Below are 26,961 nucleotides of genomic sequence, written 5' to 3' on the forward strand. Positions count from 1 at the left end.
TGAGAATGCCTAAGCCCACGAAGGGTCCCCGCCTCGGAGGCGGTCCGGCCCACGAGCGCCTCATGCTTGCGAACCTCGCAGCTGCGCTGTTCACCCACAAGGCCATCACCACGACAGAGACGAAGGCCAAGCGCCTGCGTCCCTTCGCGGAGCGTCTGGTCACCTTCGGCAAGCGTGGCGACCTGCACGCGCGTCGCCGTGTGCTGTCGGTCATCGGCGACAAGGCCGTCGTGCACGAGCTCTTCACCGAGATCGCGCCGCTGGTCGCTGAGCGTGATGGCGGCTACACCCGCATCACGAAGATCGGCAACCGCAAGGGCGACAACGCGCCCATGGCACGCATCGAGCTCGTGCTCGAGCCCGTCGTGAAGAAGCCGTCTGCGAAGAAGGCTGCCGCCAAGGCTGCTCCTGCTGAAGAGGCTCCCGTCGAAGAGGCCGAGGTCGCTTCGGACGAGGCTGCTTCGGACGAGGCTGCTTCGGACGACGCTGCCGACGCCGGTGCGGAGTCACCCGAAGAGGGTGCCGCCGCCGAGGCTGCTGCGGAAGACGCTGTCGAGAAGTAACCCGCTTCTGGTCGGGGCATCCTGACCTGTTGCATTCGCGAGACCCGCGTCCCCCTGGGACGCGGGTCTCGCTGTTTGTATGGGGGCGGATGCTTCACCCGGGCGCGCGGGCAGCCGTAGGCTAGTCCGGTGAGCGAAAAGACCACTGCCGAACGAATCGCTGTGCCCGAGATCACGGTGCCGCAGCATCCGGATGTGGCATCTTGGCGCCCGGCGACTGCGGATGACGTCGACGCCATCATGCCGCTCGTGCAAGCCGCCGACAACGTTGACCACCCGGCGTGGGTGACTCCGCGCGAAGAGATCGACGAGACGTTCGAGTCGTCGTGGACCGACCCGACCCGTGACTCGATCATCGGGCTCGACGCCGACGGGCGAGTCGTGGCCCTCGGCACGGTGGTCGTGCACCCATCGCGCGACGTCCACCTGCACGCCTACCTCGACGGCCGGGTGCTCCCCGGGTTGCGCGGGCGAGGAATCGGCCGCGAGCTGATCCGGTGGCAGCACGAGCGGGCGCTGCAGGCGCTGGCTGAACTCGACTCGCCACTTCCGGCGGCGATCTTCTTCTACGCCGACGAGCCCAACACCGCCGCGCGCCACCTGGCCGAGCGCCGGGGTCTTGCCGAAGAGCGTTGGTTCACCAGCATGGTGCGCGACCTGTCGGTCGACATTCCCGAGGTGGTACCGACAGGGGACGAGGCATCCGCCATCGACATCGTCGCGTACGACGCGAGCCGCAAAGAGGCCACGCGACTGGCGCGCAACGACGCGTTTCGCGATCACTGGGGGAGCCTCGAGACTCCGCCCGAGCGGTGGGACAAGTTCGTCGAGGGGCCGTTCTTGCGTCCTGACCTGTCGTGGGTCGCGGTCGAGGGTGACCGGGTCGTGGCGCTCGCGCTCGGGTCGGTCAACGAAGAGGACTGGGAGCACCAGGGATACTCGAGCGTCTACGTCGACCTCATCGGCGTGACGCGCGACCGCCGCGGTCGGCGGCTGGCTCCGGCCGTGATCACCGCACTCCTGCGCGCGGGCCGCGACGCCGGGCTCGACAAGGCCGTGCTCGACGTCGACACCGACAGCCCGACGGGCGCGAACACGCTCTACGGCGGCCTCGGCTTCACGCCGACCGAGCGTACGGTGGCGCTGGTCGCACACCTGTAGCGCGGGCGGATGCTGCGGCCGCCGCATCGTCGCAGGCTGTTGAGTGTCCAAGACACGCCGAGAGAAGGCCGTCGCCTCCCGCGTGTTTTGGACACTCAACCGGGGTCGGGACGGTGGGCTACTGCGGGACGGGCATGCCGTCGCGGAACTGCGACAGGCGTTGCTGGTGCTCGTAGCGGCGGAGGTCGGCCTCGTACTGCCGCTGCACGCGGTCGGCCTCGACCTGGTCGACGGTGCTGGCGACGACGTCGGCGAAGACGCGACCTCCACTGCCGCTCGGGTGGATGCGGTCGCCGGCGAGCAGATCGGTGCGGTCGCCGATCGCGCCTGACCAGTCGGCCACGACGACCCGGGGGTGCGCGTCGGCGAAGGCTTCGAGGTCGGCGTTGACACCGGGGATCCAGTCGCGCGGGCCGTATGCGTTGACCAGGACGACGCGGCGGTCGGGACCGGCGATCTCGACCATGCGCGTGAGGGCGTCGAGACTGACGGCACCGTTCGTTCCGAGGGCGACCACGACGTAGGGGCGCAGGGCCGACCGATCGGCGAGACCCTGCACGATGCCGGGGCCAGCCCAGCTCGAACGTGACACGGCAGCGTCGATCTCGATTCCGGGCAGGCGCTCGAGCAGGCCGGGCGCCGAGGCGAGCATGACCGAATCGCCGATCGCCGAGATCTGGTCGCCGGTGATCGGGGTCGGCGTGGGGGACGGGATCGGCTCCGGCTCGTCGGGTGAAGCAACTGCAGAAGGCTCGACCGAAGCCGGCGAAGAAGTGGTGGGCGAAGCATCCGGAACCACAGACTCGTGCGACGAGGAAGCCAGCGCCTCAGCGCCCGCGTCGACGACCGACTGGGCGCTCGACACGTCGGGGGCTGCGGCGATGGCGGCTCCGGTCCCGCTGATGACGAGCAGCACCGCGGCCACCCCGGTCAGTGCGCCCAGGCGGGCCTGGGGTGTGCCGCGCAGGCGCGCGCCGACGCGCGAGGCCACGCCGCGAAACCCGAAGCGTCGCACTGGCATCTCGATCAGCCGGTACGAGAGCTCCGAGACCACGAGCGTGAGGGCGAGGACGAACACCCCGAGCCAGGGCGAGAAGCCGACCTCGGGTCCGGTTCCCTGCACGGCCGCGACAGCGAGCACGAGCAGTGGCCAGTGCCACAGGTAGATGCCGTACGAGCGATCGCCGATCCACCGCAGCGGCTGGCGGTCGAGCACGCGGCCGAAGGCCGAACCCGGCCACACTCCCGCGGTGATCGCGACGGCGCTGAGGACGCTCGCCGCGAGGATCGCACCCGGAAAGGTCGCCGCCGTCTCGGTGGGCGCAATCAGCGCGATCACGAGCAGTCCGAGCAGGGCCGCCGAGCCCGCGATGGCGGTCGCGCGTGCGACCCGCGACGACGGCAGAGCGACCGGCGCCGAGAACGAGCCGGTCCGCGGAACGACGACCTTCCACCCGCCCGCGAGCACGGGCAGAGCAGCCGCCGTCGGTACCTGCGCGCGGTCGAGAACCCGCGCGAGCGCGAAGGCCAGGCCGACGCCCAGCAGGATGCCGAAGGCGTGGGTGTCGGTCCCGAAGTACGCGCGGGTGATGTCTCCGGATGCCGCAACCACCGCCATCCACACCGCCGAGGCGGCAGCGAGCCCGACGACGGCGGCCACTCGTCCCCAGACGCGCGGCAACAACAACAGAACCGGGAGAAGCAGCGGCCACAGCACGTAGAACTGCTCTTCGACGGCGAGCGACCAGAAGTTGCGGAAGAGCTCCGGGGTCGCGCCGCTGAAGTACGAGGTGTCACCCGAGATCGACACCCAGTTGTAGCTGAAGGTGAAGGCCCCGAACACCTGCGCGCCCAGGCGCACGAGCACGTCTCCGCCGATGATCCAGGCGGCGGTCGCGCAGACCGAGACGACCAGGGCGAGCGCGGGCAGCAGGCGCCGGGCGCGGCGACGCCAGAACTCGGTGATACCGATGCGGCCGGTCGCCGCGTGCTCGCGCAGGAGCAGCGACGTGATGAGGAATCCGCTGATCACGAAGAAGACATCGACCCCGATGAACCCTCCGCGCAGCGGTCCGGTTGGAAAGAGGTGGTAGACCACGACGAGTGCCACCGCGAGCGCACGCATGCCGTCGAGCCCGGCGTAGCGCGCGGGCCGCGTCGGTGTTGCGGGCGAGGTTTCGGGCACGATGAACGTCATTTTTTCTCAGGGGAGGGGATGCCAGCCAGTCTACGTCGGCGCGCCGCGAGTCCCCAGCGGACGAGCCCACACGTTGGCGCAGGGGCCCACACGTTCGTGCGGCGCAGTGCGTGGGTTGGTGCGCGAGTTTGCGGGTTCGGGATGCCTCTGGCCCCGGAGCGAGCCTGACCGATAGTGTGGGGCCACCCTCGGCCTGCCCGAGGGCGGGGTCGTTGGGTGAAAAACGCTGACCTCATGGGGTTTCACTGCGCAATGGGAGCGCTCGTGTCAGAGTCGGCTGCAGCGGCACCGTCGAGCACATCGACGGTCCCGCCCACAGAGTGGGTGGGAACCCCACGCGCACGCAAGCGCGCCGGCCTGTCGATCTACTCGATCCTGTTGATCATGCTCCTGTCGGTCAGTGTGCTCTCGAGCATCGTCGTCGGCATCATCGGCTACGCCAACGGCACCGAGGCCCTCCGGGCGATCGCGTACGAGAAGCTCGTCGAGATCCGCGAGAACCGCTCACGCGAGGTCGCGCAGCTCTTCACCACGATCGAGAACTCGGTGCGGCTCGGCGCGATGAACGAGACGAGCCGCCAGGCGGCGGCCGAGTTCACGGCCGGTTTTGCAGAGCTGCGCGCTGCGGGGGCGGATGCCGAGGCATCCGCCGCTGTCGACGCTTACTATTCCGACACGTTCGCTGCCGACCTGAGCGCCGCCACCGGTGAGGACGTCGACGGCGCGATCTTCGCTCCGCAGGACCCCGCGGCGCAGTACCTGCAGGCGAACTACGTGGTTCCGTACGAGTCGTGGGAAGAAGCGATCCAGAACGACGACGCCGGCGACGGCAGTGCGTGGTCGGCGTCGCACGCGAAGTACCACCAGTACTTCCGCGCGATGACGGAGCTGAACGACTTCGAAGACGTCCTGATGATCGACACGAACGGCGATGTCGTCTACACCGCGTTCAAGGGCGTCGACCTGGGCGCGAACCTGCTCGAGGGTCCGTACCGGCTGTCGAACCTTGCCGTGGCCTACCGCGAGGCGATGAGCCGCAACATCGTGGGCGAGGTCGTGCTCGCTGATTTCGCCGCCTACAGCCCGAGCCTCGGCAACCCCGCCGGGTGGGCGGTGACCCCGATCGCCACCGACGGCACCGTGATCGGCGCACTGGCGATCGAGCTGCCGATCGAGCGCATCAACGAGGTCATGACCGTGGGCGGCGAGTGGGCGCTCAACGGTCTCGGCGCGACGGGCGAGACGTTCTTGGTGGGCTCCGACCGCACGATGCGGTCGATCTCGCGCACCCTGCAGGACGACCCTGAAGCGTACGAAGCGCAGGCCGTATCGGCGGGGCTCTCTCCGGCGGCCGCGGCGCTCAGCCTGCAGAACGGCAACACCCTGCTGCAGCAGACCATCTCGGGCGACGCGGTCACCCGTGCATTCGCGGGCGAGGCGGGCACGCTGCTCGAGCGCGACTACCTCGGGCGCGACAGCATGGTCGCGTATGCGCCGCTGAGCATCGACGGGCTCGACTGGGCGATCATCGCGCAAGAGACCTCGGCCGAGGCGCTCGTGCCGGTGGAGGACTTCACCCGCAACCTGATTCTGTCGACGGCCGCGATGATCATCTTCGTGTGCCTGCTGTCGCTCGTGCTCGCGCAGGTGTTCGTGCGGCCGCTGCGGCGCCTCAAGACCGCCGCGCGGCGCATCGCCGCAGGCGACGAGGGCGTGCAGGTCGACGCCGGGTCTTCGGACGAGTTGGCGGACGTCGCATCCGCCTTCAACGACATGAGCCGCAGCCTGCAGGTGAAATCGAACCTCATCGACGAGCACGAGAAGGCGAACGAGCGGTTGATCCTCTCGTTCATGCCCGAGGGCATGGCCGATCGCTACAAGCACGGCGACGAGGCGATCACCCAAGACAACGACGACGTGACGGTGATCTTCGCCGACATCGTCGGGTTCGAGTCGTACGCGCTCACCCTGACCTCGGCCGAGTCGATCACGAAGCTGAACGACCTGATCCGCACGTTCGATGAGGCCGCCGAGCGGCACGGGGTCGAGCGCGTGCGCACGACCCGCCAGAGCTACCTCGCCAGCTGCGGGCTCGGCACGCCCCGGGTCGACAACGCGCGCCGCGCGGTCGAGTTCGCGATGGAGCTGCAGGCGATCCTCGAGCGCTACTCCGCGCAGCAGGGCGTGCAACTCGGAGTGCGTGCGGGGCTCGACTCGGGCAAGGTGACGAGCGGCCTGATCGGGCGGGCGCGGGTTGTGTATGACATGTGGGGGGATGCCGTGAACCTGGCATTCCGCGTGCAGGGCGACTCGTCCGAGCCGGGCATCTACATCACGCAGCGCGTGGCCGACCGGATTCCCGACACCGTGACGATCACCCCCGCCGGAGACGTCGAGACCCAGAGCGGCACGCAGCGCGTGTGGCGGGTCGAGGCTCCGGTCAGCGTGGTCGAAGGCTGAGGCATCCGTGGCCGACATCGTCTCGCAGCCGTGGTTCTGGCCCGCCGTCATCGTGTCGGTCGGGCTTCCGCTCACGCTCATCGGTCTGACCGAGCTGCACAACGCGCTCGCGCGGCGGGGCTCGCGGGCAGCTCCGATCATCGCGATGATCCGCAACTACCTCGTGCCGGTGGCGGGAGTTCTGGTGCTGATCAGTCAGCCCGGCGCGTGGGAGGGCGCGGCGACCTGGCCGCGCGTGATCTGGACAATCTTCGGGCTGTTGATCATCGTCGTGACGATCAACGCCCTGAACCACCTCGTGTTTCACCGGGCCGAGAAGGGGTCGTGGCGCGATCGCTTTCCGTCGATCTTCAGCGACCTGATCCGGTTCGTCCTGATCGTCGTCGGTATCGCAGTGCTGTTCGGCTGGCTCTGGAACGCCGATGTCGCCGGCATCTTCGCCGCCCTCGGCGTGACCTCGATCGTCGTCGGCCTGGCGCTGCAGAACGCGGTCGGGTCGATCGTGTCGGGACTGTTCTTGATCTTCGAGTCGCCGTTCGAGCTCGGCGACTGGATCGATACCGGTGATACCCGCGGGCAGATCGTCGAGGTGAACTGGCGGGCGGTGCACATCGACACCGGCAACGGCATCGTGATCATGCCGACCTCGAACCTGGCCGAGGGGTCGTTCACCAACTTCTCGCGTGCGCCCGAGGCGTATGCCGCCGTGATCGACGTGAAGTTCGCGACCGACGATGCCCCGCTGAAGGTGCGGTCGCTGCTGGTCGATGTCGCGCGTGACATTCCGCTCATCTCGCCCGACCGTGAGCCGTCGACGGTGTCGCTCGGCGGGTCCAACTTTCAGGTCGTGATTCCGTTGCAGAACGCCGGTGACGAGTCGGCGGTGAAGGATGCCTTCGCCACACGCGTCTGGTACGCCGCGCGCCGCGCCGACCTGCACCTGGACGGCGACCTCACCGATGACTGGAACACCCCTGGCCGCATGCAGGACGCCCTGCACCAGATCGCGCCGATGCTGAGTCTGCGCCCGGTCGATGCCGAGGCGCTCGCCGCGGAGGCGCGGCTGGAGCGGTACGCCGTGGGGGAGTTGCTGCTGCGTCCGGGGATCATCCCGAACGTGACCCGCTTCATCCTGTCGGGGCGGGTGATGCTCGGGATCCCCACCGAGGCCGGATTCATCCAGGTGAGCGAGTTGTCGCGCGACGACGCGGTCGGGCTGACGGCGTTGACCCGCACCCCGACGATCTCGCGGGCGGTGGCGATGAGCGAGGTCGAAGTCGTGGCCGTACCTGTGCTGGTGCTCGACGACATCGTGCGGGCGCATCCGGTGCTGGCGCGCGAAATCGTGCGCGAGCAAGAGAACCGCATTCGCCTTGCCCGGACGGCGCTCGCCACAGTCGGCGAGACGTTGAGCCCGAGCCGGACCTCGTTCGGGTGAGTTTCTTTCGACGGATGCCTCGGCCGCCGCGCGGCTAGGCTGAAGCCCGTGCGGATCCGCCTCGACCTCGCCTACGACGGCACGAACTTTCGCGGGTGGGCCCGGCAACCAGGGCTCCGCACCGTGCAGGGCACGCTCGAGGATGCCCTGACCCGCATCCTCGGCGGAGATCCCCGGCTCGTCGTCGCCGGGCGCACCGACGCCGGCGTGCACGCGTCCGGGCAGGTCGCTCACCTCGACATCGACGACGACCAGGTTGCGCGGCTCATGGTTCGGCGCGGCGCCGCATCGAGCGTCGAAGAGAGGGTGGCGGCGCTCGCGGCGCGGGTGACCGGGGTGAGTGGCGCGTATTCCGACGTCGCTGTGCTTCGCACCGGGGTCGCCCCCGACGGCTTCGACGCCCGCTTCTCGGCCGTGTGGCGTCGGTATGAGTATCGCCTCGCCGACCAGACGACCGGCTACGACCCCCTCGAGCGGTTGCGTACGACGAGCGTGCGCGGCGCGCTGGATGAGAAGGCGATGGATGCTGCGGCCCGCTCTCTCATCGGACTCCACGACTTTGCCGCCTACTGCAAGCCTCGGGCGGAGGCATCCACGATTCGCACGCTGCTCGAATACGAATGGCGCCGCGATGAGCGTGGAGTGCTGATCGCGCACGTGCGGGCGGATGCCTTCTGCCACAGCATGGTGCGGGCGCTCGTCGGGGCGTGTGTCGCGGTCGGCGAGGGGCGGCTCAGGGCCGATCATGTCGTCGAGATCCGCGATGAGCTCGAACGCGTGCCCGAGGTGAAGGTGCTCGCCGCGCGCGGGTTGACGCTGACCGAGGTGGGGTATCCGTCCGATGAGCTGCTCGCGCAGCGCGCCGAGCAGACCCGCGCCCGGCGGGACCGCGACACCGAATCGGATTCGGAGTAGCTCGCCCGGGGTCTCCTTTTCCGCGAGAGCTCAGTCCGCCGACGAGAGCACGGCCTACGACCGGGGTTTCGTCGAGGGACTGGGTTCTCGCGGTACGGGTGGGGTGCGGGCGGGTCAGGCGTTGCGGAGCTGTGCGACCAGCAGGGCGCCCATGCCCGTGCTGTCGCCCTGGGCGATCGCGGCGCAGACGCGGGCGGTGGCGTCTTCAAGGGCGTGTGCGCGCTGCAGATCGGCTTTGCGGACGGATGCCTCGGCGGCTGCGGCTGCGTAGTCCGCGCGGCGGGCGGCGCGGGTCGCTTCGTCCAGGCGCATCGGGTGCAGGTCCTGCTCGAGCTTGTGCGCCGCGTGGGCGCGGGTGCGTTCGCTCAGGCGATACGCCCGCTCGGCCTGCTCGCGCGCGGTGCGGCTCGCCTCGAGCGAGCGTTCCACGGCGGCGCGGAGTTCGGCGGCCGGGTCGGCTGTTTTCTCGGCCGCGGGCTGAGCGGGCTGAGTGGCCTGAGTGGCCTGAGTGGCCTGTGCCGGAAGCGCGACGAGCACACGGTCAGGGCTGCTCTCGGGCGCGGGGCGGCGGATGTGGTGGGTGATCGTGCTCATGGCGGGCTCCCGGTTGTCGGTGAAGGAGGGTCTCGACAGCTAAAGAGGCGGCATCCGGCGATTTCGTACATCACCGCAGCACATTCACCGCGAGCAACCAGTCCGCCGACGAAAACTCCGCCTAGCCCGGGTCTTCGTCGGGGGTTGTGTTCTCGCGGGTTGGCGAAGCCGACCCGCCGAGACCCGGCGCGAAGCGCGTATCCTTTCAGCAGGCCGGATGAGCGCGTGGGAGCGCTCGGGGGTTCCGGGCGGGGCTGAGGAAGCTACCCCATGGTGAGCGCGCGAAGTCGATGGGCGACAGTGGCGCTTGCCGTCGCGCTCGGCATCGGAATGGTGGGGATGCCTCCGCTCCCGGCCGCGGCAGATGTCGACGGCGTGAGCCCCACTGACCCCGCTCCGCCCGACGAGATCGAACTGAGCGGCACGCTGCTCGTCATTCCCGGTGAGGCCGAGCCGATCACTGTGCTCGCCGGCGACGAGGTACCGGCCTCCGAGCCTGGCCCTTCGCACGTCTCGCTCCTGACCGACGAGCAGACGATGGTCGAGATCACGGGGGTGGACATCGGTGAGGCGGCGTCGGGCGAGAGCTTCACCGGTACGCTCGCGGTTCCCGATGAGGTGGCCGACGGCGTGCAGGCGGAGGTCGTGGAGAACGACCTCACGTTGGGCGCGACCGAAACAGCCGAGCTTGTGGCCGAGGTCGCGTCGCGTCAGGAGGTGCCGCTGGTCGTCGTGAGCGGTGACGTACAGCCCGTCACGGCTGCGGCCGTCGAGGCTCGGCAGCATCTGGTCGACGTGATCTGGTACGGGATGCCGGGCGATGCGGTGCCGACTCCGGCGGACGTGAACGCGGCGATCGACCGCATGAGTGAGTTCTGGTCGACCCAGTCCAACGGTCAAGTCAGCTCTGTGGTGCGAGCACTTCCCCCCGTCTTCGCTCCCGGGCAGGACTGGGATGTCTGCGATGAGTACGAGGGTTGGGCGCGCGCCGCGAGCTTCTTCGGTCTCGATCCGGATCCGACGAATCCTGGGGCGTACTACTGGGCGGGCTCGAACGCGCATCACTTGGTCGTGCTCGTCCCGGCGGAGCGTTGCGGCGGGGGAGGGCTCGGCTCGCTCGGTAGGGGAATCCACGACGGTGGCCTCATCCATGCGGGCGTGTCTGCGTTCTCGCCGACGACCTGGGACCTCGTGCTCTTCCACGAGTTCGGCCACAACATCTCGCTGCGGCACTCGCACGCGCGGTCGTGCACGGTGCCGAAGGTCGACAGCGCCTTCAACGCCCGCGCCGTGCAACCCCTTGACCCTGACTGCGTCGACACCGAGTATGCCGATCGCTACGACGTGATGGGCGGCGGACTCACGGTGTTCGGCGATGGTGTGGCCACCACGTTGCGCAACGTGCCGGCGCTCTCTGTGGCGAACAAGGTCGCGCTCGATGCTCTTCCACTCGGCGCGGGCCTGCAGCGGGTGACCGTCGCCGCGGGCGACACCCAGACGGTGTCTTTGGCCGCAGTCTCGGCTGACGCCGGCGTGCGAGGCCTAGAGGTCATCGATCCGATCTCGGGCGAGAAGGTGTACGTCGAGTACCGGGCGGGCACCGGGCGAGACGCGCAGAGCTTCTATACGCAGTTCGCGGCGGTCGCCGGCACCGACGAGTATGCGCGCGGGGTAAGGGTGCAGCGTCAGTACCGCGTGCAATCGGAGTTTGGAGGCGAAAGCGGCTACTCGACCGTGCTCCAACGGCACGCCACCCACCCCGAGTACGCGAGGGCGCAGTGGCTGGGTGACGGCCATCAACTCACGACATACACCGGAGCGGTGACCGTGCGGGTCGTGGCGACGACGGCGGATGCAGCGACCGTCGAGATCGCGTTCGTCGATGGCCTCGAAAAGTTCACACGAGTCGCAACACCGCTGATCACCACCGAGCAGGTGGCGTACTGGGGTCAATCCCTCGAGGTGGTCGGCGGGGGAGCTTCAGCCTGGACTCCTGCGCCGGCATCGCTTACCTACCAGTGGTTGCGCAACGGTGTGCCGATCTCGGGCGCGCGGGCGACGACCTACGTCGTCGATGGGGCAGATATCGGACAACAGCTGGCGGTGCGGGTGACCGCATCACGGGCCGGCTTCACGACCGTCGAACGCGTGTCGACCTCGGTCGTGCCTGGCGGTCCCACGGTCGAGCGACTGGCTGGGGCAACGCGCTACGAGACCGCCGTGGAGGTCTCGGCGGCGGCGTTCCCGGGCAACGCACCCGTCGTCTACCTCGCGACGGGAGTCGCCTTTGCCGACGCGCTGTCGGCGGCACCGGCAGCGGCGGCCGAGGGTGGGCCGCTCCTGCTCGTCCCGCCGAGCGGGCCGATTCCCGCGGTCGTGCTTGACCGTATCGCTGCGCTGGACCCCGGCCGTGTGGTCGTCGTCGGTGGAACGACTGTGGTGCCCGACGAGATCGTCGGCCAGGTTCGTGCCGTGGTTCCGGGGGCCGCCGTGGAACGGCTGGCAGGTGCCGACCGATATGCGACGGGTCGCGCGGTTGCCCGTGAGGTGTTCATGGACACCAATCCCGCTGAGGTGTACATCGCCACCGGTCGCAACTACCCCGATGCGCTTTCGGCGTCGGCGGTGGCGGGCGGTCGCGGAGCCCCGGTGATTTTGGTCGAAGGCGCCGCCCTCGGGCTGGATGCCGCGACGATGGCGCTCATCGAAGATCTCGGTGCGTCGAGCGCAGTGATCGTCGGCGGGCCGACGGTTGTCTCCACATCGATCGAAACCCAGCTGGCTCAACAAATGACGACCGTTCGTCGGGCCGGCGCAGACCGCTATGAGACATCCGAAGCGATCAACGCGGCATCCTTCCCTGGGATGGTGCCCGAACACGTCTGGGCGACCGGTACGGGCTTCGCAGATGCGCTCACGGGTGCGGTGCTCGCCGCGGTGCGGTCGGCCCCGCTGTTCGTGGTGAGGCCGTCGTGTGCCCCGCCGGGTGTCGCGCAGCAGGTGGGAGCGAAACTCACCGAACAGGTAACGCTCATCGGCGGCGAGAGTGCCCTCAGTCCAGCGCTGGCGCAGTTCACCCTGTGCTGATCTGCTCGCCATACGAGAGGGCGACACCTCTCGCCTAGGCTTTCGGTGTGACGCACACCCTTCTGGTCAGCGCGGTCGGCACGACGATCGGCATCGACGTTTCGGCTCTCGACGAGGGCGATGCTGCGGCGGTGCGCGCGGCGTGGGCCGACGCAACCGTGGACGCAGACGCAGGCGAGCCCGTCACGACGGTCATCCCCGGTTCGGGCGCGCGGGCGAGCATGCTCATGCGCCTCTCGCAGCAGGTCACGCTCGCGGCGATCGAGGCGGGTCGCAGAGAATTGTGGATGCTGCACGCTGCAGGCGTCGCCACCGATGCGGGCGATGTCGTGGTGTTCGTCGGCCCGTCGGGCCGCGGCAAGACGACGGCCTCTCGGGCGCTGGGCCAGAGTTTCGGGTATCTGTCGGACGAGACGATCGGGATCGAGCTCGACGGCCGGGTGCGGGTGTACCGCAAGCCGCTGTCGATCATCGAAGACCGCGCGCAGCCGAAGGTCGAGCGGGCTCCGTCGTCGATCGGCCTGTTGCCGATCCCCGACGCCGAACTGCGGGTGCGGGCGATCGTTCTGCTCGATCGTCAGCCCGAGCACGACGGACCCCCGGTGCTCGGAGAGGTCGACCTCGGCGATGCGCTGGCCGAACTCGTCGCGCAGACGAGCTATCTGCCCGACCTCGAGGCTCCGCTGCGGTTCATCGCGGCTGTCGCGGCGGCGACCGGCGGCATCCGCTCGGTCACTTACCGCGAAGCGGTTGAGCTGCCCGGGATCATCCCTGATCTGGTCGTGGGTGATGCGGTGGCGCCGGTGATGGCGGATGCTGCAGCCCCCGAAGCCCCGAACCCCCAACCGGTCGCCCCCAGCGAAGGGCCCCACTTCACCCGGGTGACTCCTCGGGACGAACTTGCCCTCGAGGACCCCGATCGTGTGGCGGTGCTCACGGTGGATGCGCACAAGCGGGGGACCGTCCATGTCATCGCCGGCATCGCCCCGGCGCTGTGGCGTGCGGCTGGGCAATCGAACGGGTCGACGCTCGAGGCGCTGACCGAGGCGGCGCTCGCCGCCTACGGCGAGCCCCCTGCAGATGAACCGACGGGTCAAGAGGACGCAGCCGTGACCGCCGTGCGGCTCGCGGTCGGGCAGTTGCTCGATGAGGGACTGCTGACCACCGACGAGCCGCGCTACCACCGGCACCCCGAGGTCGCGTGGGTCGATCGTGAGGACCGAGTGGTGGCGCTCGCGCTCGAGGGGCCGCTCGGGCAGCCACAGGTGCTGACCGGGTCGGCGGCGCTGATCTGGGACTGGCTGGAGCATCCGGTCACCCTCACCCAGTTGGTCTCTCGGTCGATGGATGTTGCGGGGGTCGAGGCATCCGGCGCAATTCCCGAACAGGTACGCGTCTTCATCGACGGACTCGTCGCGTCGCGGCTGGTGACGACCTGGGATGACCCTGAGGATGTGCAAGACGTTCACCCCGACGAAACCGGGCAGGAATAGGCTGGCGGGGTTATGAAGGTCATCTCGTACAACCTGCGTAAGCATCGTGCTGTCGGCGAGCTCGTGCACCTCGTCGAGCGTTACGGAGCCGATGTGCTCTGCCTGCAAGAGGCCGACACGGCGAGCCTGCCCGAGAAGATCGGGGGCCTGCATCTCGCCGAGGCGACGCAGCGCAACCGGCTGGGGCTTGCGGTGTACTACCGCGAGAACACGTACCGGGCGATGGGTGTGCGGGCGCTGTCGCTGAAGAAGTCGCTGCACGACCGGGTGCTGAAGCCCGCCGAAGAGCGGTTGCTCGGAGTGAGGCTGTTCGACATCGATGACGGGCGCGAGTTCATCATCGGTTCGTTTCACGCGGCGCCGCTGACAGCGTTGAACCGGCTACGTCGGCATCAGATTCGCACGGCGCTCGATGAACTGGCCAAGCTCGGTGAGGGTCTGCCGGCGTTGATGGTCGGCGATTACAACTATCCGGTGTTCAAAGAGCGGTTGGGTCAGAGCATCCGCGATCAGGGGTACGAGCTCAACCTCAGCGATTCCCGCACGTACACGCGGTACAAGTTCTTTCGCGGGCACTATGACTTCGCGACGTCTATCGGTTTCGAGATCGGTCGGGTGAAGACGCTTCCGCAGGGGTTGAGCGATCACCTGCCGATTCTCGTCACGGCGCGGTTGCCAGACATGAAGAGCACTGTTGTGACGGATGCTTCGCCTGAGAGTTCTTCGCGCCTGTAGAGCACGCCCCGGCGCAGAGTGTGCCGGTCAGGCCGCGAAGCCGTACCTTCGGCGCCCGCCGAGGCGCGGGGTGCGGTCGGGGTCGACGTGGATCGGCGGAATGAACCACACGTGCGCGTCGACGCCGATGCCGTCGATGCGGATCTCCCATCCGTTGTCGTGGATGTGATGGTGACACGACTCGCAGAGCAGGATTCCGTTGCTGAGGTCGGTGGGACCTGCATCTCTGGCCCACCACCTGATGTGATGGACCTTCGTATGTGACGGTGGTGCTCCACATTTAGCGCAGCCCTGGTCGCGTTCGACGAGTGCGAGCCGTTGAGCCGGAGTGAAGAGGCGCTTCGCGCGTCCCCAGTCGAGAATCTCACTGTTGTTGCCGAGAACACAGGGGATGACGACACCGGCGGCCATGCGCCGGGCGGTCGAGATCGAGATCGGGGCGTCCATGCCGTCGATCGTGGCGTGGCCGGTGCCGTCGCGCAGGTCGTCGAGGCTGACCCGCACGACGACGGTGGCGCCCTCGACCGGAAGGTCGCGGTGCTCGCACCCGAGAAGGTGTTCGGCGATGCGCGTCAGCGCGTCGGCCTGGAGTTGCGGGATGGTGGGGCGCGAAGCATCCGGATCTGGATTGTCGTGCGCGGCGGCCAACGCCTGCCGCACATACGCCTCGATCGCGGCCTTCACCGGCGCACCGCCCTCGGGGTCGAAGCGCGCGGTGAGGACGATCGCGCCGCTGGCTTCGTGGTGAAAGCGCAGTGCCTTCTCGTGCCGCAACTCGTCTTCGCGCGGTTCGACACCGGCAGGGTCGAGCACGGCTTCGGCCTGAAGAATCACCCGGTTGAGCTGATCGAGAGTGAGCCCAGGTGCCTGTTCGCAGAGGCGGTGCTCGGCGGCATCGGTCGCTTCACGCCCTGCCCGAAAAGCCATGCGGTCGAGCATCGCGATGATCGCCGATGCGGCCGCCGTTCCGATCGAACCGGAAGCGATCGCAGACGCCACATGCGGATGCCGCGCCGGTGCTACCTCGCCCGTGAGCGTCATGCGCGGTTCGGTCGCTTCGCCGACGCGCACGAGCCGGGCGGCTTCACCGGTCGTGGTGCCGCCTGTCGCGGCGATGAGGGCGGTCGGGTTGCGGAACCCCTGCTCTTTGGCGAGCGAGTCGGGCCCGAGTTCGGGGCGAGACTCGCGGGCGATGCGCGACGCGACCTGCGCGTGCCCCGCATCGACCAATCGGCGGAGCCGCCCGAGTTCGTCATTGACCGCGATCATCTGCTCGCGCGTCAACGACTCGACGCTCTCGCCCGGCCAGATCGCGCGCACGCGCTCGACGGTCTCAGCGATCGCGTCGAGGGTGGTGGGCATAGAACAAAGTTACCACACTGCACCGACATTGCATAGAACAAATATACGAAGATCTAGAACGTCGCCCACCGCGAGAACGGCCAGTACGTCACAAACACCTTGCCGACGACGTCGTCGCGTTCGGCCCAGCGCCAGCAGTCGTCAGAGACTCCCGCCACCCGGCACAGCACGGCCGAGTCAGATGAGCCCGCCCGGTTGTCGCCCAGCATCAGGTACGAGGCATCCGGAACCGTCACTTCGTCGAAGCACCGCGTCGACCGCGGCTCGGTCGTGCAGTCGAGCACCCCCGCCTCGAACCTCAGGTCGTTGTAGACGTAGGGCTCGTCGAGAGGCGCTCCGTCGAGCATGAGCGCGCCCGATTCGGTACAACAAGAAACCGTCTGCCCGGGTGCGCCGATGACGCGCTTGACGAGGGTGTGCGGGCCCGAGGGTCCGAAGCCGGTGACTTCGCCCACCCAGCGCAGCGCGCCGCGGATCGGGTCGGGCGCATCGGGCACGCCGATCTCCCACGAGGGTCCGGCCTCGAACACGACGATGTCGCCCGACGAAGGCCCCGAACCGAGGTAGGCGAGGCGGTTGGCGATGACGCGGTCGCCGACCTCGAGCGTCTGTTCCATCGAGCCCGACGGCACCCAGTACGGCTTGGCGACGAAGCTCAGCACCAGGCTGGTGACGATGATGGCGGCGAACAGGTGAAACCATCCGCTACCGAGAATGCGGCGCCAGCGCGGGGGTGCGGATGCCTCGGACGTCACACTCTCACGCTACCGGCCCGCGCCGACTTTGACGGACGGTCTTAGTCGCGGTACTCGTTCACGAGCGCGAGCGTAATCGGCGCAGCCCCAGCCGGGACGGCAAAGGTCGGGAAGCCTGGGGCACCGAGTTCCGCTCGCATGGTGGAACGCTAGCAGGCACCCGTAGACGTCACCAGACGCCCGGGTCTACCATGACGCCAAGCGGCTGAGTCTGGGGCCGCGGCGCTCGTTCATCGCTGATCGCGCGCACGAAGACGAGTCTGGGGACGAAGTGCTTCATCCAACACCGAGAACGGCCGCGTGAATCGTGAGCGCCGATCAGAGCGCCGACGCGTCAGCGACGCCAGCAGAACAGTCAGCGGCGAACACGACCGCTCCCGAGCCAGAGGCGCCCAAGACGCTAGGCGACCCGGTTATAGCGGCAGCGGCAACCTCGGTCTCGAAAAGGGTCGACTTGCTCCGTCCGCGCGTGATGTGGCTTCTCTTTCTCGGCACACTCTCCGTCGCGGCATTGATCGCGCTCGGCGAGGTGGATCGACTGATCTCGGCCGTCACCGGCGCAGGCCGCACCAGCTTTTCGTTGAGTTCGGTCGGGGGGCCGCTGGGATTCACCGCAAGGGGAGCCTGGGCCGAATGGGCGTCCAGCGGGCTTAACGATGAGGTCGCGACATGGGTGATCTGCTCGATCGTCCTGGACGTGATCTTCATTGTTTGTTACGTCGTCGTGCTCCTCATTTTCATCAGAGGGTGGACGAGTGCAAACCCTCGTGAATTCTCGGGGAGCGAATGGATTCTGTGGACTCTTGTCGCAGTCGAGGTCGTCGAGATCGTTCTGCTCCTCTGCGCACAGGGGCTCGTGCGAGCTGGCGCAGAAGCCTCTGAAACACTGCTCGAGGTCGCCAGTTGGGCTGTGCTCGGTGTCGCGCTCATCAAGTGGATCGTTTTCGCGGTGCTGGTCGCAGCCATCCTCCGCAACGACGGCACGCGCCACGCGTTGGGTCGAATCATCGCCCGCACGTGGCACGCGCTGTGGCTTCATCGGCTCTCTACGGTGCTCGTGGTTCTCCTCTTTGTGCTGGCGTGTATTCCGCAGGATGGGGTGCTCGATCAACTACCCGATATCCAACGCGGGTGGATCGGATCGCCTATGGGCGTGGTGTTCTTCCTGGCCGCGATGGGCGCCATTCTGCTCGCTGCGATCGCTGCGTTCGCCTTGGGGCGAGCCCGCACGCGACGCGGCATCTCGCGCTGGGCGGGCAAGATCCCGACGGCGGATGAAGAGGTGCGCAACACCCTCGGCTGGTGGGCCATTGCCCCAGCCGCGTGGATTGGCGTGTGGCTCATCACTCTTGCGGTCGCTCTGCTGAACGGGCGTCCGCTGTTCGAGTCCGTCGCAGCGAGCGCCGCATTCTTCTGGGTCATCCTCGCCATCGTCGTCGTTCCTTCCATCATCTTTCGCAAGCGCGAGTGGGCGACGAAACCGATCAAGGCAGACAAGCCGCGGGCGGTATACACCTGGCTCGTCGGTGATGCGCTCGCGATCGCCGTCTTTATCGTCGGTGGTCTAGGACTGGTCCGTTCGATGGCAGCGCCGGTGTTTCTCGGGCCTGATGAGACTGTCGGGTTCGGGTTGGCGTTGCTGCTCTTCATCATCGGTGCGGTGATCGCGATCACATCGCCTTTCCTCTTTTGGGGATTGAGCAGAGGCACGCCGTGGCGAGTCCTCAAACCACTGGTGAGGCGGAATGACCCCACCGAGTCGCGGGCGGCGGGCACGGATCAGTTCGGACGGCACGTCTTCTGGCTCGTGATCATCTGCGCCGCGGCGATCGTCATCCTCATCCTCACTGCGCTGTATCCGATGCACATCGCCTCCGGCATCGGACCCGTCGCACTCACCGTCCTGATCATCACAGCGTGGACGGCGCTCCTCGGCTCATTCACCGTCGCGATCCAGGATTATCGACCCCTTGCGCTGTTTCGATGGATGCGGCTTGAAGCGACTCCAGTGCTCACGCTAGCCATCACCCTGCCGCTCATTTATGCCGCGGTGGTCTCATCGCAAGGCTGGGATCCGACTCTTCATGCTGTCCGCGAGATCGAAGCCGTCACACCGTCGGAGGAGGAGGAGGAGGAGGAGGACGATGCTACGCCTGAGGAGCCGACTATCGACACACTGGCGGACAGAATCGCTCAACTGGATTGCACCGCGACGATCGGCGGAAAGCTGGTGCAACCGGTCGTGCTCATCGCGGCCGAGGGCGGTGGCATTCGCGCCGCGTACTGGACTGCGCGGGCATTGGATGAGCTGAAAGAGAAGCACCCATGCATCGCCGAGAGCGTGCTTGTCTCAAGTGGGGTGAGTGGCGGCTCGGTTGGGCTTGTGCTCACCGCAACCGGTGCGGTGAACGGTGAACCTGCGTTGCAGACAACGCGAGATGGGAAAGTACGGGAGGCCGATGAGGCGTGGGCGGGGCTTGCCGGCCCTGGCGTCGTAGGCTCTGCCGCCGCGGCACTACTGAGTGGAGATGTGATCGCGTCGGCCCTCGGCATTCATGTGCCCTCGTTTGATGAGACGGATGGTTTTGAATGGCGCGATCGCGCCGCCCTCATCGAGAGAGGGTGGATTGCCGCAGCTGATGAGCTGAAGGAGCCATACGACGCATCTTCGAACGAGCGCACGGGCTTCATGCTCCTGAACTCGACCGATACGAATTCGGGATGCCGCGTCCTTGTCGGCTCGGATGTGTTCGAGACGGGATCCGCTCCTCCGGATTGCGAGTCCGCGGGCGATGCGCCGGCGACGAGCTGGTGGCTGGGAGACGAGTGCCAGACCTCGCTCGACTGGGCCTCGGCGGCGATGTTGTCAGGGCGCTTCCCGATCGTCACGCCCGCCGGCCAGATGCCCACGGCATCGGGGTGTCCGCGCGACGCGCAGCTCATTGACGGCGGCTACTCGGAGGGCTCGGCGCTCGGCACAATTGCGGATCTGGGGCCAGCGATCATGCGATCGATCCAATCAGCGAACGCAGAACCCGGCCGCGAGAACTATCTCTTTCCGATCGTTGTCTACCTGCGCAATTCGAGTGGGTTTGACATCGTCAAGCCCTTGGGGGAGTTGACGGCAGAACCGCTCGTGCCGCTCGTTGGCTTCGCGGCCGCGGCGCAACAGGTGACTGATGTGACCTGGTTGCAGCGCATCTCTGCGAGCTTGGCGAACGCGTGCCCCGCGCTGCCGATGGTTGATGGGAAGTACCCCGCGAAGCCGTCGGACTGTGAGGAGACGAATAGCGCCGCGCGGAAGGACATCAGGAACGGCGTTGTGGTCGTAGCCCCGGGAACAACTCCGACGGTGGTCCCCCCACTCGGGTGGGCGCTGTCGAACTACAGTATCGACTCGCTCGAGCAAGCGTTGAAGGTCGAGTCGGAATGCGAGAAGGGCAAGAGCGCGGTCGCGGGTGCCTCGCGTTTGTGTGAACTTCCCTGAGACGACACGTGGCGAGCGCGTCACACCGTGACGTTCACGACCATCGGGTCAGAAGAGGTCGTGCCGTCGAGGTTGGTGAACTTCATCACGTACGTGTAGCTCCCCAGCGGGCGGCCGGTGATGTTGACCGCGACCGCTTGCGCTTGCGGCGTGTTCGGCGTGAGAGCCCCACTCCCGACGGTGATGCCATTTTCCGTGAGCTCCCACCCGCTGGCGTTGACCCCGCTCCACAGGTTGGCGGTCACCGTGAAGGTGCCGTTGTTGTCCCAGTTGTTGTTCGAGAGCACGGGCTTGGCTGGCGGGGTGGCCGCAATCGTGACTTCAACCGACGTGCTTGTCGCAGGCGAGCTGAAGAAGCGCCCGCCGGTCGGGTTGGGGCTGAAGACGTTCGAGATGATCTCCGAAACGACCGTGTAAGTGCCAGCGGGAAGCCCGGCGACCTGGCCCTTACGCTCAACGTCCTGGTACTTCGCAATCGACGCCGTCTCTTGCGGCACGAGGGTGGCGACGATCACCCCGGCGGCGTTCTTCACAACCACGCGGAACGTCATCATCACCGCGGTCGGGCCGGATGCTTCGTCCTGCAGGTTCCACGCGGCGTAGTCGTACTGGAACCGTGCTGAGTCGACGGCGATACCGTGATCGCCATAGAGCCGGACCTGCGGCGCAACCGCCACCCCGGCAGCTGCCTGCACCGGAGTGTCGCTCGCGCTCGCCGCAGGCGAGGCAACGGCCACCGCCACGACGGGCGCCGCCCAAGCCCCCGCCCTCAACAATGTGCGACGGTCGATCGATCGAGCGGTGGATGCAGCCCTTTCAGGGCGCGCGAAATTGTCCATTGTGAACCCCCAGGTTCGTTGGTCTTCGGGTGACCGGGTTGGTCTTCGGGTGACCAGTGTCAGCGCAGGCAAAAAGCCCGCACACACGAAAACGGCGCCCCCAGGCGCCGTCGTCGATCCTCACGCTATCGGTCAGCCCGACGACTCAGCCGCCAAACCCCGCCAGAATCACACACCCTGAGCCAATCCTGAGGTTCTATTCACCCAAATGAAAATGCCCCGCGCGGCCGACACCCCGCCCGAAGATCACCTGCGCACGCCGATCTCTTTGCCTGCGCTCAACCGCTCGAGGTTCCATTCGATAGCGGCGACCATTCCTGGCGATCCGTTCCGGGGCACGGGCACCGAGTTGAGTGCGTCCGCAAAACGGCTCAGCGTTCCCTGAATCGTCGCTTCTATCGTCGACCGCCGCAGACCAGTTCCCCACGATCTCGCTTCGCGTGCAAGATGATCCACGCTGATGTTGCGATGATCAAAGACGCCGTCTACGGCCAACGCCATCGTCCAGTCGATCCGGCCTTCTTGAAAGAGGTTGGGCACGGCGTCGTAAAGGTCGGCGACCCTGTCGCGGCCAGGCACGTGAACAATTGAGACGTTCTTCGCGTGACCGTCGTTATCGCCGACGAGCGTGCGGAACACGAGTTGCTCAAGCCATGTTTCGACCGGATTGTCGTCCAGGCCCGCGAGCAGCTCGGCAACGGAGTAAGCCGACGCGTTGTCGCGGTCGTGTGGCCGGATGCGGTCTTGAAACTTCGCCCCGTCGGTCGTCCAGTCGAGTGCCATCGCCTGCGCGGCATCTTCTTGATGAATGACCCTGACGATGCCGTCGCTGACTTCTCGGTCGTAACGCTCGATGGCGAGATAGGGGGTTGTTCCCGACTTCATCATCGCGCTGTGAAAACTCGCAAGGCCGACCGCGCGCGCAAGTTCGTGGCCGTAGAACTCGTCGTAAAGTCGCGACTTAGCCCCCCCGCGCGGCGGCTTGAGGATGTGAGTCGAATGAGCACTGCCGTGCGGCTGGTACCAGCCGTCATCATCGAACTTGGCGACGAGTACCTTCGGTTGAAATCCCTGCAGCATCGATCGGCTGTCATCTCTTGCGCCAAGGTTGTGGCCGTCGAGGGCTTCCGTGAACGCTCGACGCAACATCGCCGGTGTCATCACCTCGTAGCTGGCATTGTCAGCGGCAGTGCGAAAGCTCAGTGCGCCCGCGATCGATCCGCCGTACTCCCTGAGAAATCCGAAAAGATCGTCCTTGGCAATCTTTCGTTTGGCGGCCAAGGCTTGACGCTGATTCCCCTCGGGGAGATAGCCACCGAGAAACCTTGATGCGCGGCGACGGTCTGGTGAGAGGCCGGGCAGCAGTGCAAAGCACTCGGTTAGGCGCGTATCGCCGAGATCTCCGTCCGTGTCCCACAGAAACTCGACAACAGAGCGCGGTCGTCCCGAAGATCGAGTGACAGTCGCGATGTGCGTGTTGTGCAGATAGACGGCGAGTTCGTCAGTCATTGTCGCGCGCTTCGTCGTGATCGTGTGGCGCGGGCATGTCGAAAGAGATGTTCACGCGGATGCCGAGAGTCCGAAGCGCCGTGAAGAGCCGAGCGAGCTGAATCACGGGCTTGCCTGATTCCAGTCCGGCCAGATACGTGCGAGAGAATCCAGCTGACTCCGCAAGCTGCGCTTGGCTGATCCCTTGCGCCTCGCGCACGCGAGCGATGATCGGCCCGAGGTCTGATGGCCGCCGGATCTCAGCTTCTACCTTCGGTGCGTGCGACACGTTGAACTCCAATGTCTTGATTTCCGGACATCCTAGCATGTCCGAAAATCGAGACAACCGCACGTGTCCGAAAATGCGGACACCCTCCTGAGCCAACACAAAGAAGTCGCCCCCGGCCGAAAGGCCGGGGGCGACTTCGATACAACAAATAGATCAGGCGTCAACCGAGTTGCGGTTGCGACGGACCGTGGCTGCGACGGCGAGTGCGCCACCGGCGAGCACGAGTGCTCCACCGCCGACCCAGACTCCGAGAAGTGCCGAGTTGTCAGCACCGGTGGCCGGCAGCGAGCCGCCACCCGTCGAACCCGAGGTGACCGAGACCGACGAGGTGCCGCCCGAAGACGTCTCCGAGACGGCGCTGATGTTGTACACACCAGATGCGTCGGACGGGAATGCGATGTCAACCGGTGCGAGTGCGCCGCTTGCGGTGGAGGTTGCTCCGCCGCTCGAGGTGACCGCGAACTTCACGAAGCCGACGGTTGCGCCGGTAGCGCCCTCGACGGTGATCGTGACGGACTCGGTTGCGCCGAACGTCTCGTCGTCGCACTCGAATGCGACGGTGCCACCGGGGGTGACGGTCGCCGGCGTGACGGTGCAGGCACCGGACGGGGGGTAGATGACGGCCTGCGCTGCGGCAGGGGCGAGGATTGCAGCCGCGGCCAGCGCGACCGCGGCAGAGATGCGGATCGAGTTCTTCATAACGGGACTCTTTCGTGCGGGCCGTTGAGGGCGATGAATACTGCGGGGGATATTGCGGGGGGTGTATCTACGCGCTCTGGAGGCAAAGAAATAGGCACTGAAGCAGTTCAGTTGCTTTGAGCTCCAGCGCCCGTGTTTCGACTATACGGTGAATTCACAGGCAAGCGCCAATCGGCGTCGTTACGTTCCCGTTAACTGTCGGTGTCTGCCATACCACCAAGTTTTCACCCGTTGGTTGATCAAAATGCACAGCAAACTCGGCAGTGGCTGATTCTCCGGGGGCGAGCACCACTTCGTAGGTGAGCACTTGTCTTTGTTGATGGATGCCTCCGCCGAACCCGTCGCCCGTGCTGAGAGTGGCTTCTGCAAGCTCTGCCCCTTCGGGCAGGTAAACGTAGACGACGGTGCTGGCGCTCCCGGGTGTGACACCGAACCATCCGTTCGCCGTGACGTATTCCGGCAGCGTCGAGACATCGAGCGGGGCGTTATTGCGGAGCGAAACGGAGAGGATCGCCGTGCCGGTGGCCTGCGCGCCGCGCGTGGGTTCGCAGGTGCGCCACCCGACGACGGTGTCGACGCTCTGGTAGAAGTCCATCTTCGAGCCGGTGCCGTCGTTGAGGAAGACACCAAAGGTCGAGACGATGTCGTCGGTTGGCGGAAGCGGGCCGGCAATGGTGGTGTCGGCCAGCACGTCCTGGTCTTCGTCGCGCGCGCTCCACACGAAAACCCGACGTTCGTTGCCCGCTTGAGCAAGGGCTTCGAGCAGCGCCGCAGGGTTCGCGCTCCCGCTCGTGAGCGCCGCGAACACGGCTTGCGCGGCACTCGCGAAGAACTGATCTTGATCGGCGGTGTCGGCGAACCGGAAGTAGACGTCGTTGAGGAGCAATTGCACAGCGTTGTCGCTGGTCAGCACGTCGCCGGACGGCAGCGTGATCGGCCCGGTCGCACGCAGCAGGTACGAGAGAGCAACCGGATCGATGGCGAGTACACCGTCTACTTCGAGCCCATGCTTCTTCGCCCACATCGCGCTCGCGAGCGGGCCCGTTGTCGAGAACTCGGGTACCTGCGTCACGTTCTGCATATACATGCCAGGCCGACCGCCGTAGATCGCCTGCACTTCGGGGTCAAGCGGGAACACCGGCTCATCCAGCCGAGCGAAGTCGTTCGCGGCATCTTGCGCGACGATCTGCATCGCGCCGCCGTTGGTGTTGAGCAAGACCATCGCGCCTGGGATTCCTCCGAGCGAGCGCCATTCGGCGTTGTTCTGAAAGAGCACGAGGTAGTTGCGCGGTCCGTCGGCCCCGAGCATCGCGGGAATCAGCACCGCCGCGCGGGCGAGCGCGTCGGTTCCGTCGCCGACGCCGGTCAGCACCTCTTGGGCTTCGCCGACCACGTCGCGCAGGGGAGCGAGCAGCGCGGTCTCGTCGATGCGATCGACAGCGTCGACAGCGCCGCCGATGGATGCTGCGGCATCAGCCGCGGCGTCTTGCACAGCGACAAACGGCTCGAGCGCGATGGCTCCGCCAGTTGGGCGCAGTGCATCGGCGTTGATCGTCGCAGCGACTTCGACCAACGGATTGAGACCATCTCCAGCGATCTCGTCTGCAGCAGCGGCCATGGTCGACACAGCCGAGAGCTGCGGGCCGAGCCAGGGGAGTGTCTCGACAGCGCGCCACACCGGGTCGCTCGTGAGTTCGTGCGCGGTGGCCGTGCGCTCAGAGATCTGGGCGATGGTTTCGGATGCTGCGGCGGGGTCGCCGATCTGTTCGACCACGTCGCTCGCCATGCCCTGCGCACTGCGCAGGTTGTCGGCGGCGACGATTCCGCGCCCGCCGACCCAGGCGAGTGCGCCGATGACAGCAATCAACATGACACTGAGGGCGATGATCACGACTCCCCCTGCGATGCGCAGGGGGCGGGGCAGTGCGTGCTCAGTCACCGCAGCAACTTTACGTTGCCGCGGAGAGACCGATGTGGCGTGCTCAGTTCTTCGCCGCCTTGGCGGGTGCCTCTCGGGCAGAGTACTCGCCCTGGTACTGGTAGCCGTAGTAGCTCGCGTCGGCGCCCTTGCGAGGCACCTTGTTCAGCACGACGCCGAGGGGGCGGGCGCGGGCTCTCTCGAGGTTCGCGAGGGCCTTGTGCATCATGTCGTAGGTCGTTCTGCCAGCCGAGACGACGACGATCGCGCCGTCGGCGTTGGTGGCAAGCACGGCGGCGTCGGTGACCGGAATCAGCGGCGGAGAGTCGATGACGACGAACGCGTGCTTGGTGAGGCCCTCAATGAGTTCGTGCATCTTCTTCGACCCGAGCACTTCGCTGGGGTTCGGGGGAGTGCGCCCGGCGCCGATGATGACGAGGTTTGGCGTCCCGGCGATGACGTGCGCGACGTCGGCGATCTCGGCGCGCTCGGTGAGCACATCGGTGAGGCCGGCGCCTTCGGGCAGGTCGAACAGCGACGAGATCATCGGGCGCCGCAGGTCGGCGTCGATGAGCACGACGTTTTCTCCCGACGCGGCGATGCTGACCGCGAGGTTCGCCGCGATAGTCGACTTACCATCACCGGGGATGGGGCTGGTGACCACGATCGCGCGAGGTGGGTTGTCGATGTCGACGAAGCGCAGGTTGGTGCGCAGTTCACGAGTGGCCTCGGCGATTGGGCTCGCTGCGTCGGTGCGTCCCGAGAACCTGAGCACCTTGCGCTCGTTCTCGAGCTCTTTGGACGCGGGCAGCGTGCCGATGACCGACACCCCCGTTTCGCGTTCGATGTCGCGCGGACTGCGGACCCGCTGGTCGAGTACGTGCCGCAACACCGCGTAGCCGATGCCGAGCGCGAGGCCGATGAGCGCACCGAGCGCGAGGTTCAGGCGGGTATTCGGCGACGACGGCGCGGTGGGTAGGCGGGCCGAGTCGCCGGGAACGACGGTGACTGCGGCATCAGCTCCGGTGCCTTCTATGTTCTCGATTTCGCTGATCATCCCGCGAACCCACGACTCGGCGAGGTCGCGTGCCTCTTCGGGGCTGGAGCCTTCGGCTGAGACGCGGATGATGACCGTGTCGAGCGGGTTGGTTACGTCCACACGACTTACGAGCGCCTCGGGCGAGGCCTCGAGGTCGAGGTCGTCAGCCACGAACTCCGCGACCGAGCGCCACTGGCCGATGTCGATGTACGACTTTACGACGCTCGCCGCGAGTTGGTTGCCGATGAGACGTGAACCCGCGTCACCGCCCTCGCCGGCTGCGTTGATGATCGCGCTCGTTGAGGCTGTGTAGACCCGAGGCTGAAGCGCGCTCCACCCCCATGCTGCTGTGACTCCAAGGAGGGTCAACAGAACGATGCCTAGCCAGTGCGACCGCAAAATGCGCAGGTAGTCACGAAGTTCCATATAGCTCTAGTTCGCT

19 protein-coding genes are annotated in these 26,961 nt (G+C 66.9%); 9 read left to right on the forward strand and 10 right to left on the reverse strand.

What is annotated here, in order from left to right:
- Positions 1-5: 5 nt before the first annotated feature.
- Together rplQ and LG299_RS14080 are read left to right on the forward strand one after the other, a co-directional pair.
- Positions 6-563, forward strand: a complete 558-nt coding sequence (gene rplQ, locus LG299_RS14075; protein ID WP_404431293.1) for a 50S ribosomal protein L17 — start codon at positions 6-8, stop codon at positions 561-563.
- Positions 564-692: 129 nt separating this feature from the next.
- Entirely contained in the window at positions 693-1,724 is a 1,032-nt protein-coding gene (locus tag LG299_RS14080) for a GNAT family N-acetyltransferase (protein WP_404431295.1), read from the forward strand.
- 118 nt (positions 1,725-1,842) lie between these two features.
- Here the strand turns inward: LG299_RS14080 and LG299_RS14085 are convergent, their stop codons facing one another.
- Positions 1,843-3,921, reverse strand: coding sequence for an acyltransferase family protein (locus LG299_RS14085; protein ID WP_404431298.1), 2,079 nt, complete (start codon positions 3,919-3,921; stop codon positions 1,843-1,845).
- A 264-nt stretch (positions 3,922-4,185) separates the two neighbouring features.
- Between LG299_RS14085 and LG299_RS14090 the strand changes: the two genes are divergently transcribed.
- The 3 genes from LG299_RS14090 to truA are packed head-to-tail and all read left to right on the forward strand — an operon-like array spanning position 4,186 to position 8,734.
- Positions 4,186-6,381 carry an adenylate/guanylate cyclase domain-containing protein gene (locus LG299_RS14090; RefSeq protein WP_404431300.1) on the forward strand — a complete coding sequence of 732 codons (2,196 nt, stop codon included), beginning with the start codon at positions 4,186-4,188 and terminating at the stop codon, positions 6,379-6,381.
- Positions 6,382-6,388: 7 nt separating this feature from the next.
- A complete protein-coding gene (locus LG299_RS14095; RefSeq protein WP_404431302.1) occupies positions 6,389-7,819 on the forward strand; it encodes a mechanosensitive ion channel domain-containing protein in 1,431 nt (476 codons plus the stop codon).
- 48 nt (positions 7,820-7,867) lie between these two features.
- A complete protein-coding gene (truA, locus tag LG299_RS14100; RefSeq protein ID WP_404431304.1) occupies positions 7,868-8,734 on the forward strand; it encodes a tRNA pseudouridine(38-40) synthase TruA in 867 nt (288 codons plus the stop codon).
- Positions 8,735-8,848: 114 nt separating this feature from the next.
- Here the strand turns inward: truA and LG299_RS14105 are convergent, their stop codons facing one another.
- Positions 8,849-9,328, reverse strand: coding sequence for a hypothetical protein (locus LG299_RS14105; protein ID WP_404431306.1), 480 nt, complete (start codon positions 9,326-9,328; stop codon positions 8,849-8,851).
- Positions 9,329-9,598: 270 nt separating this feature from the next.
- On the opposite strand from LG299_RS14105, the gene LG299_RS14110 reads away from it, so the two are divergent.
- Genes LG299_RS14110 through LG299_RS14120 form a run of 3 tightly spaced genes read left to right on the forward strand, consistent with a single transcriptional unit; the run spans position 9,599 to position 14,643 of the window.
- Entirely contained in the window at positions 9,599-12,415 is a 2,817-nt protein-coding gene (locus LG299_RS14110; RefSeq protein ID WP_404431308.1) for a cell wall-binding repeat-containing protein, read from the forward strand.
- A 47-nt stretch (positions 12,416-12,462) separates the two neighbouring features.
- The gene (locus tag LG299_RS14115) at positions 12,463-13,908 is read left to right on the forward strand and encodes an ATP-binding protein (RefSeq protein WP_404431310.1); all 1,446 of its coding nucleotides are present in this window, start codon (positions 12,463-12,465) and stop codon (positions 13,906-13,908) included.
- A 12-nt stretch (positions 13,909-13,920) separates the two neighbouring features.
- Positions 13,921-14,643: an endonuclease/exonuclease/phosphatase family protein gene (locus LG299_RS14120; RefSeq protein ID WP_404431312.1), complete on the forward strand. Its 723-nt coding sequence runs from the start codon at positions 13,921-13,923 to the stop codon at positions 14,641-14,643.
- 27 nt (positions 14,644-14,670) lie between these two features.
- Here LG299_RS14120 and LG299_RS14125 read toward each other — a convergent pair whose 3' ends face one another.
- Both LG299_RS14125 and lepB read right to left on the reverse strand, forming a co-directional pair.
- Entirely contained in the window at positions 14,671-16,005 is a 1,335-nt protein-coding gene (locus LG299_RS14125; protein WP_404431314.1) for a DUF222 domain-containing protein, read from the reverse strand.
- A gap of 53 nt (positions 16,006-16,058) precedes the next feature.
- A complete protein-coding gene (lepB, locus tag LG299_RS14130; RefSeq protein ID WP_404431316.1) occupies positions 16,059-16,760 on the reverse strand; it encodes a signal peptidase I in 702 nt (233 codons plus the stop codon).
- Positions 16,761-17,067: 307 nt separating this feature from the next.
- Here lepB and LG299_RS14135 point away from each other — a divergent pair, with 307 nt between their 5' ends.
- Positions 17,068-20,247, forward strand: coding sequence for a hypothetical protein (locus LG299_RS14135; protein ID WP_404431318.1), 3,180 nt, complete (start codon positions 17,068-17,070; stop codon positions 20,245-20,247).
- A gap of 20 nt (positions 20,248-20,267) precedes the next feature.
- On the opposite strand, the gene LG299_RS14140 is transcribed toward LG299_RS14135, so the two are convergent.
- The 6 genes from LG299_RS14140 to LG299_RS14165 form a co-directional block, all read right to left on the reverse strand.
- On the reverse strand, positions 20,268-21,086 hold the full coding sequence (locus tag LG299_RS14140) for a hypothetical protein (protein WP_404431320.1): 819 nt from the start codon (positions 21,084-21,086) through the stop codon (positions 20,268-20,270).
- Positions 21,087-21,332: 246 nt separating this feature from the next.
- A complete protein-coding gene (locus LG299_RS14145; protein WP_404431322.1) occupies positions 21,333-22,595 on the reverse strand; it encodes a type II toxin-antitoxin system HipA family toxin in 1,263 nt (420 codons plus the stop codon).
- Positions 22,588-22,863: a helix-turn-helix domain-containing protein gene (locus LG299_RS14150; protein ID WP_404431324.1), complete on the reverse strand. Its 276-nt coding sequence runs from the start codon at positions 22,861-22,863 to the stop codon at positions 22,588-22,590. Before LG299_RS14150 ends, LG299_RS14145 begins: the two co-directional genes overlap by 8 nt.
- Before the next feature lie 153 nt (positions 22,864-23,016).
- The gene (locus LG299_RS14155) at positions 23,017-23,562 is read right to left on the reverse strand and encodes an LPXTG cell wall anchor domain-containing protein (protein ID WP_404431326.1); all 546 of its coding nucleotides are present in this window, start codon (positions 23,560-23,562) and stop codon (positions 23,017-23,019) included.
- A gap of 154 nt (positions 23,563-23,716) precedes the next feature.
- Positions 23,717-25,501, reverse strand: a complete 1,785-nt coding sequence (locus LG299_RS14160) for a DUF4012 domain-containing protein (RefSeq protein WP_404431328.1) — start codon at positions 25,499-25,501, stop codon at positions 23,717-23,719.
- A 43-nt stretch (positions 25,502-25,544) separates the two neighbouring features.
- Positions 25,545-26,945, reverse strand: coding sequence for a polysaccharide biosynthesis tyrosine autokinase (locus tag LG299_RS14165; RefSeq protein ID WP_404431330.1), 1,401 nt, complete (start codon positions 26,943-26,945; stop codon positions 25,545-25,547).
- Positions 26,946-26,961: the final 16 nt, after the last annotated feature.

The sequence above is a fragment of the Microbacterium lacus genome (assembly GCF_044794305.1).
GTDB classification, from domain to species: Bacteria; Actinomycetota; Actinomycetes; order Actinomycetales; family Microbacteriaceae; genus Microbacterium; species Microbacterium lacus_B.

What these genes read in the sequence shown, in the direction of transcription:
- rplQ (WP_404431293.1), top strand. Translation starts at nt 6, where the DNA reads ATGCCTAAGCCCACGAAGGGTCCCCGCCTCGGAGGCGGTCCGGCCCAC.
- LG299_RS14085 (WP_404431298.1), bottom strand. Translation starts at nt 3,921, where the DNA reads ATGACGTTCATCGTGCCCGAAACCTCGCCCGCAACACCGACGCGGCCC.
- LG299_RS14105 (WP_404431306.1), bottom strand. Translation starts at nt 9,328, where the DNA reads ATGAGCACGATCACCCACCACATCCGCCGCCCCGCGCCCGAGAGCAGC.
- LG299_RS14110 (WP_404431308.1), top strand. Translation starts at nt 9,599, where the DNA reads ATGGTGAGCGCGCGAAGTCGATGGGCGACAGTGGCGCTTGCCGTCGCG.
- LG299_RS14120 (WP_404431312.1), top strand. Translation starts at nt 13,921, where the DNA reads ATGAAGGTCATCTCGTACAACCTGCGTAAGCATCGTGCTGTCGGCGAG.
- LG299_RS14125 (WP_404431314.1), bottom strand. Translation starts at nt 16,005, where the DNA reads ATGCCCACCACCCTCGACGCGATCGCTGAGACCGTCGAGCGCGTGCGC.
- LG299_RS14140 (WP_404431320.1), bottom strand. Translation starts at nt 21,086, where the DNA reads ATGGACAATTTCGCGCGCCCTGAAAGGGCTGCATCCACCGCTCGATCG.
- LG299_RS14145 (WP_404431322.1), bottom strand. Translation starts at nt 22,595, where the DNA reads ATGACTGACGAACTCGCCGTCTATCTGCACAACACGCACATCGCGACT.
- LG299_RS14155 (WP_404431326.1), bottom strand. Translation starts at nt 23,562, where the DNA reads ATGAAGAACTCGATCCGCATCTCTGCCGCGGTCGCGCTGGCCGCGGCT.
- LG299_RS14165 (WP_404431330.1), bottom strand. Translation starts at nt 26,945, where the DNA reads ATGGAACTTCGTGACTACCTGCGCATTTTGCGGTCGCACTGGCTAGGC.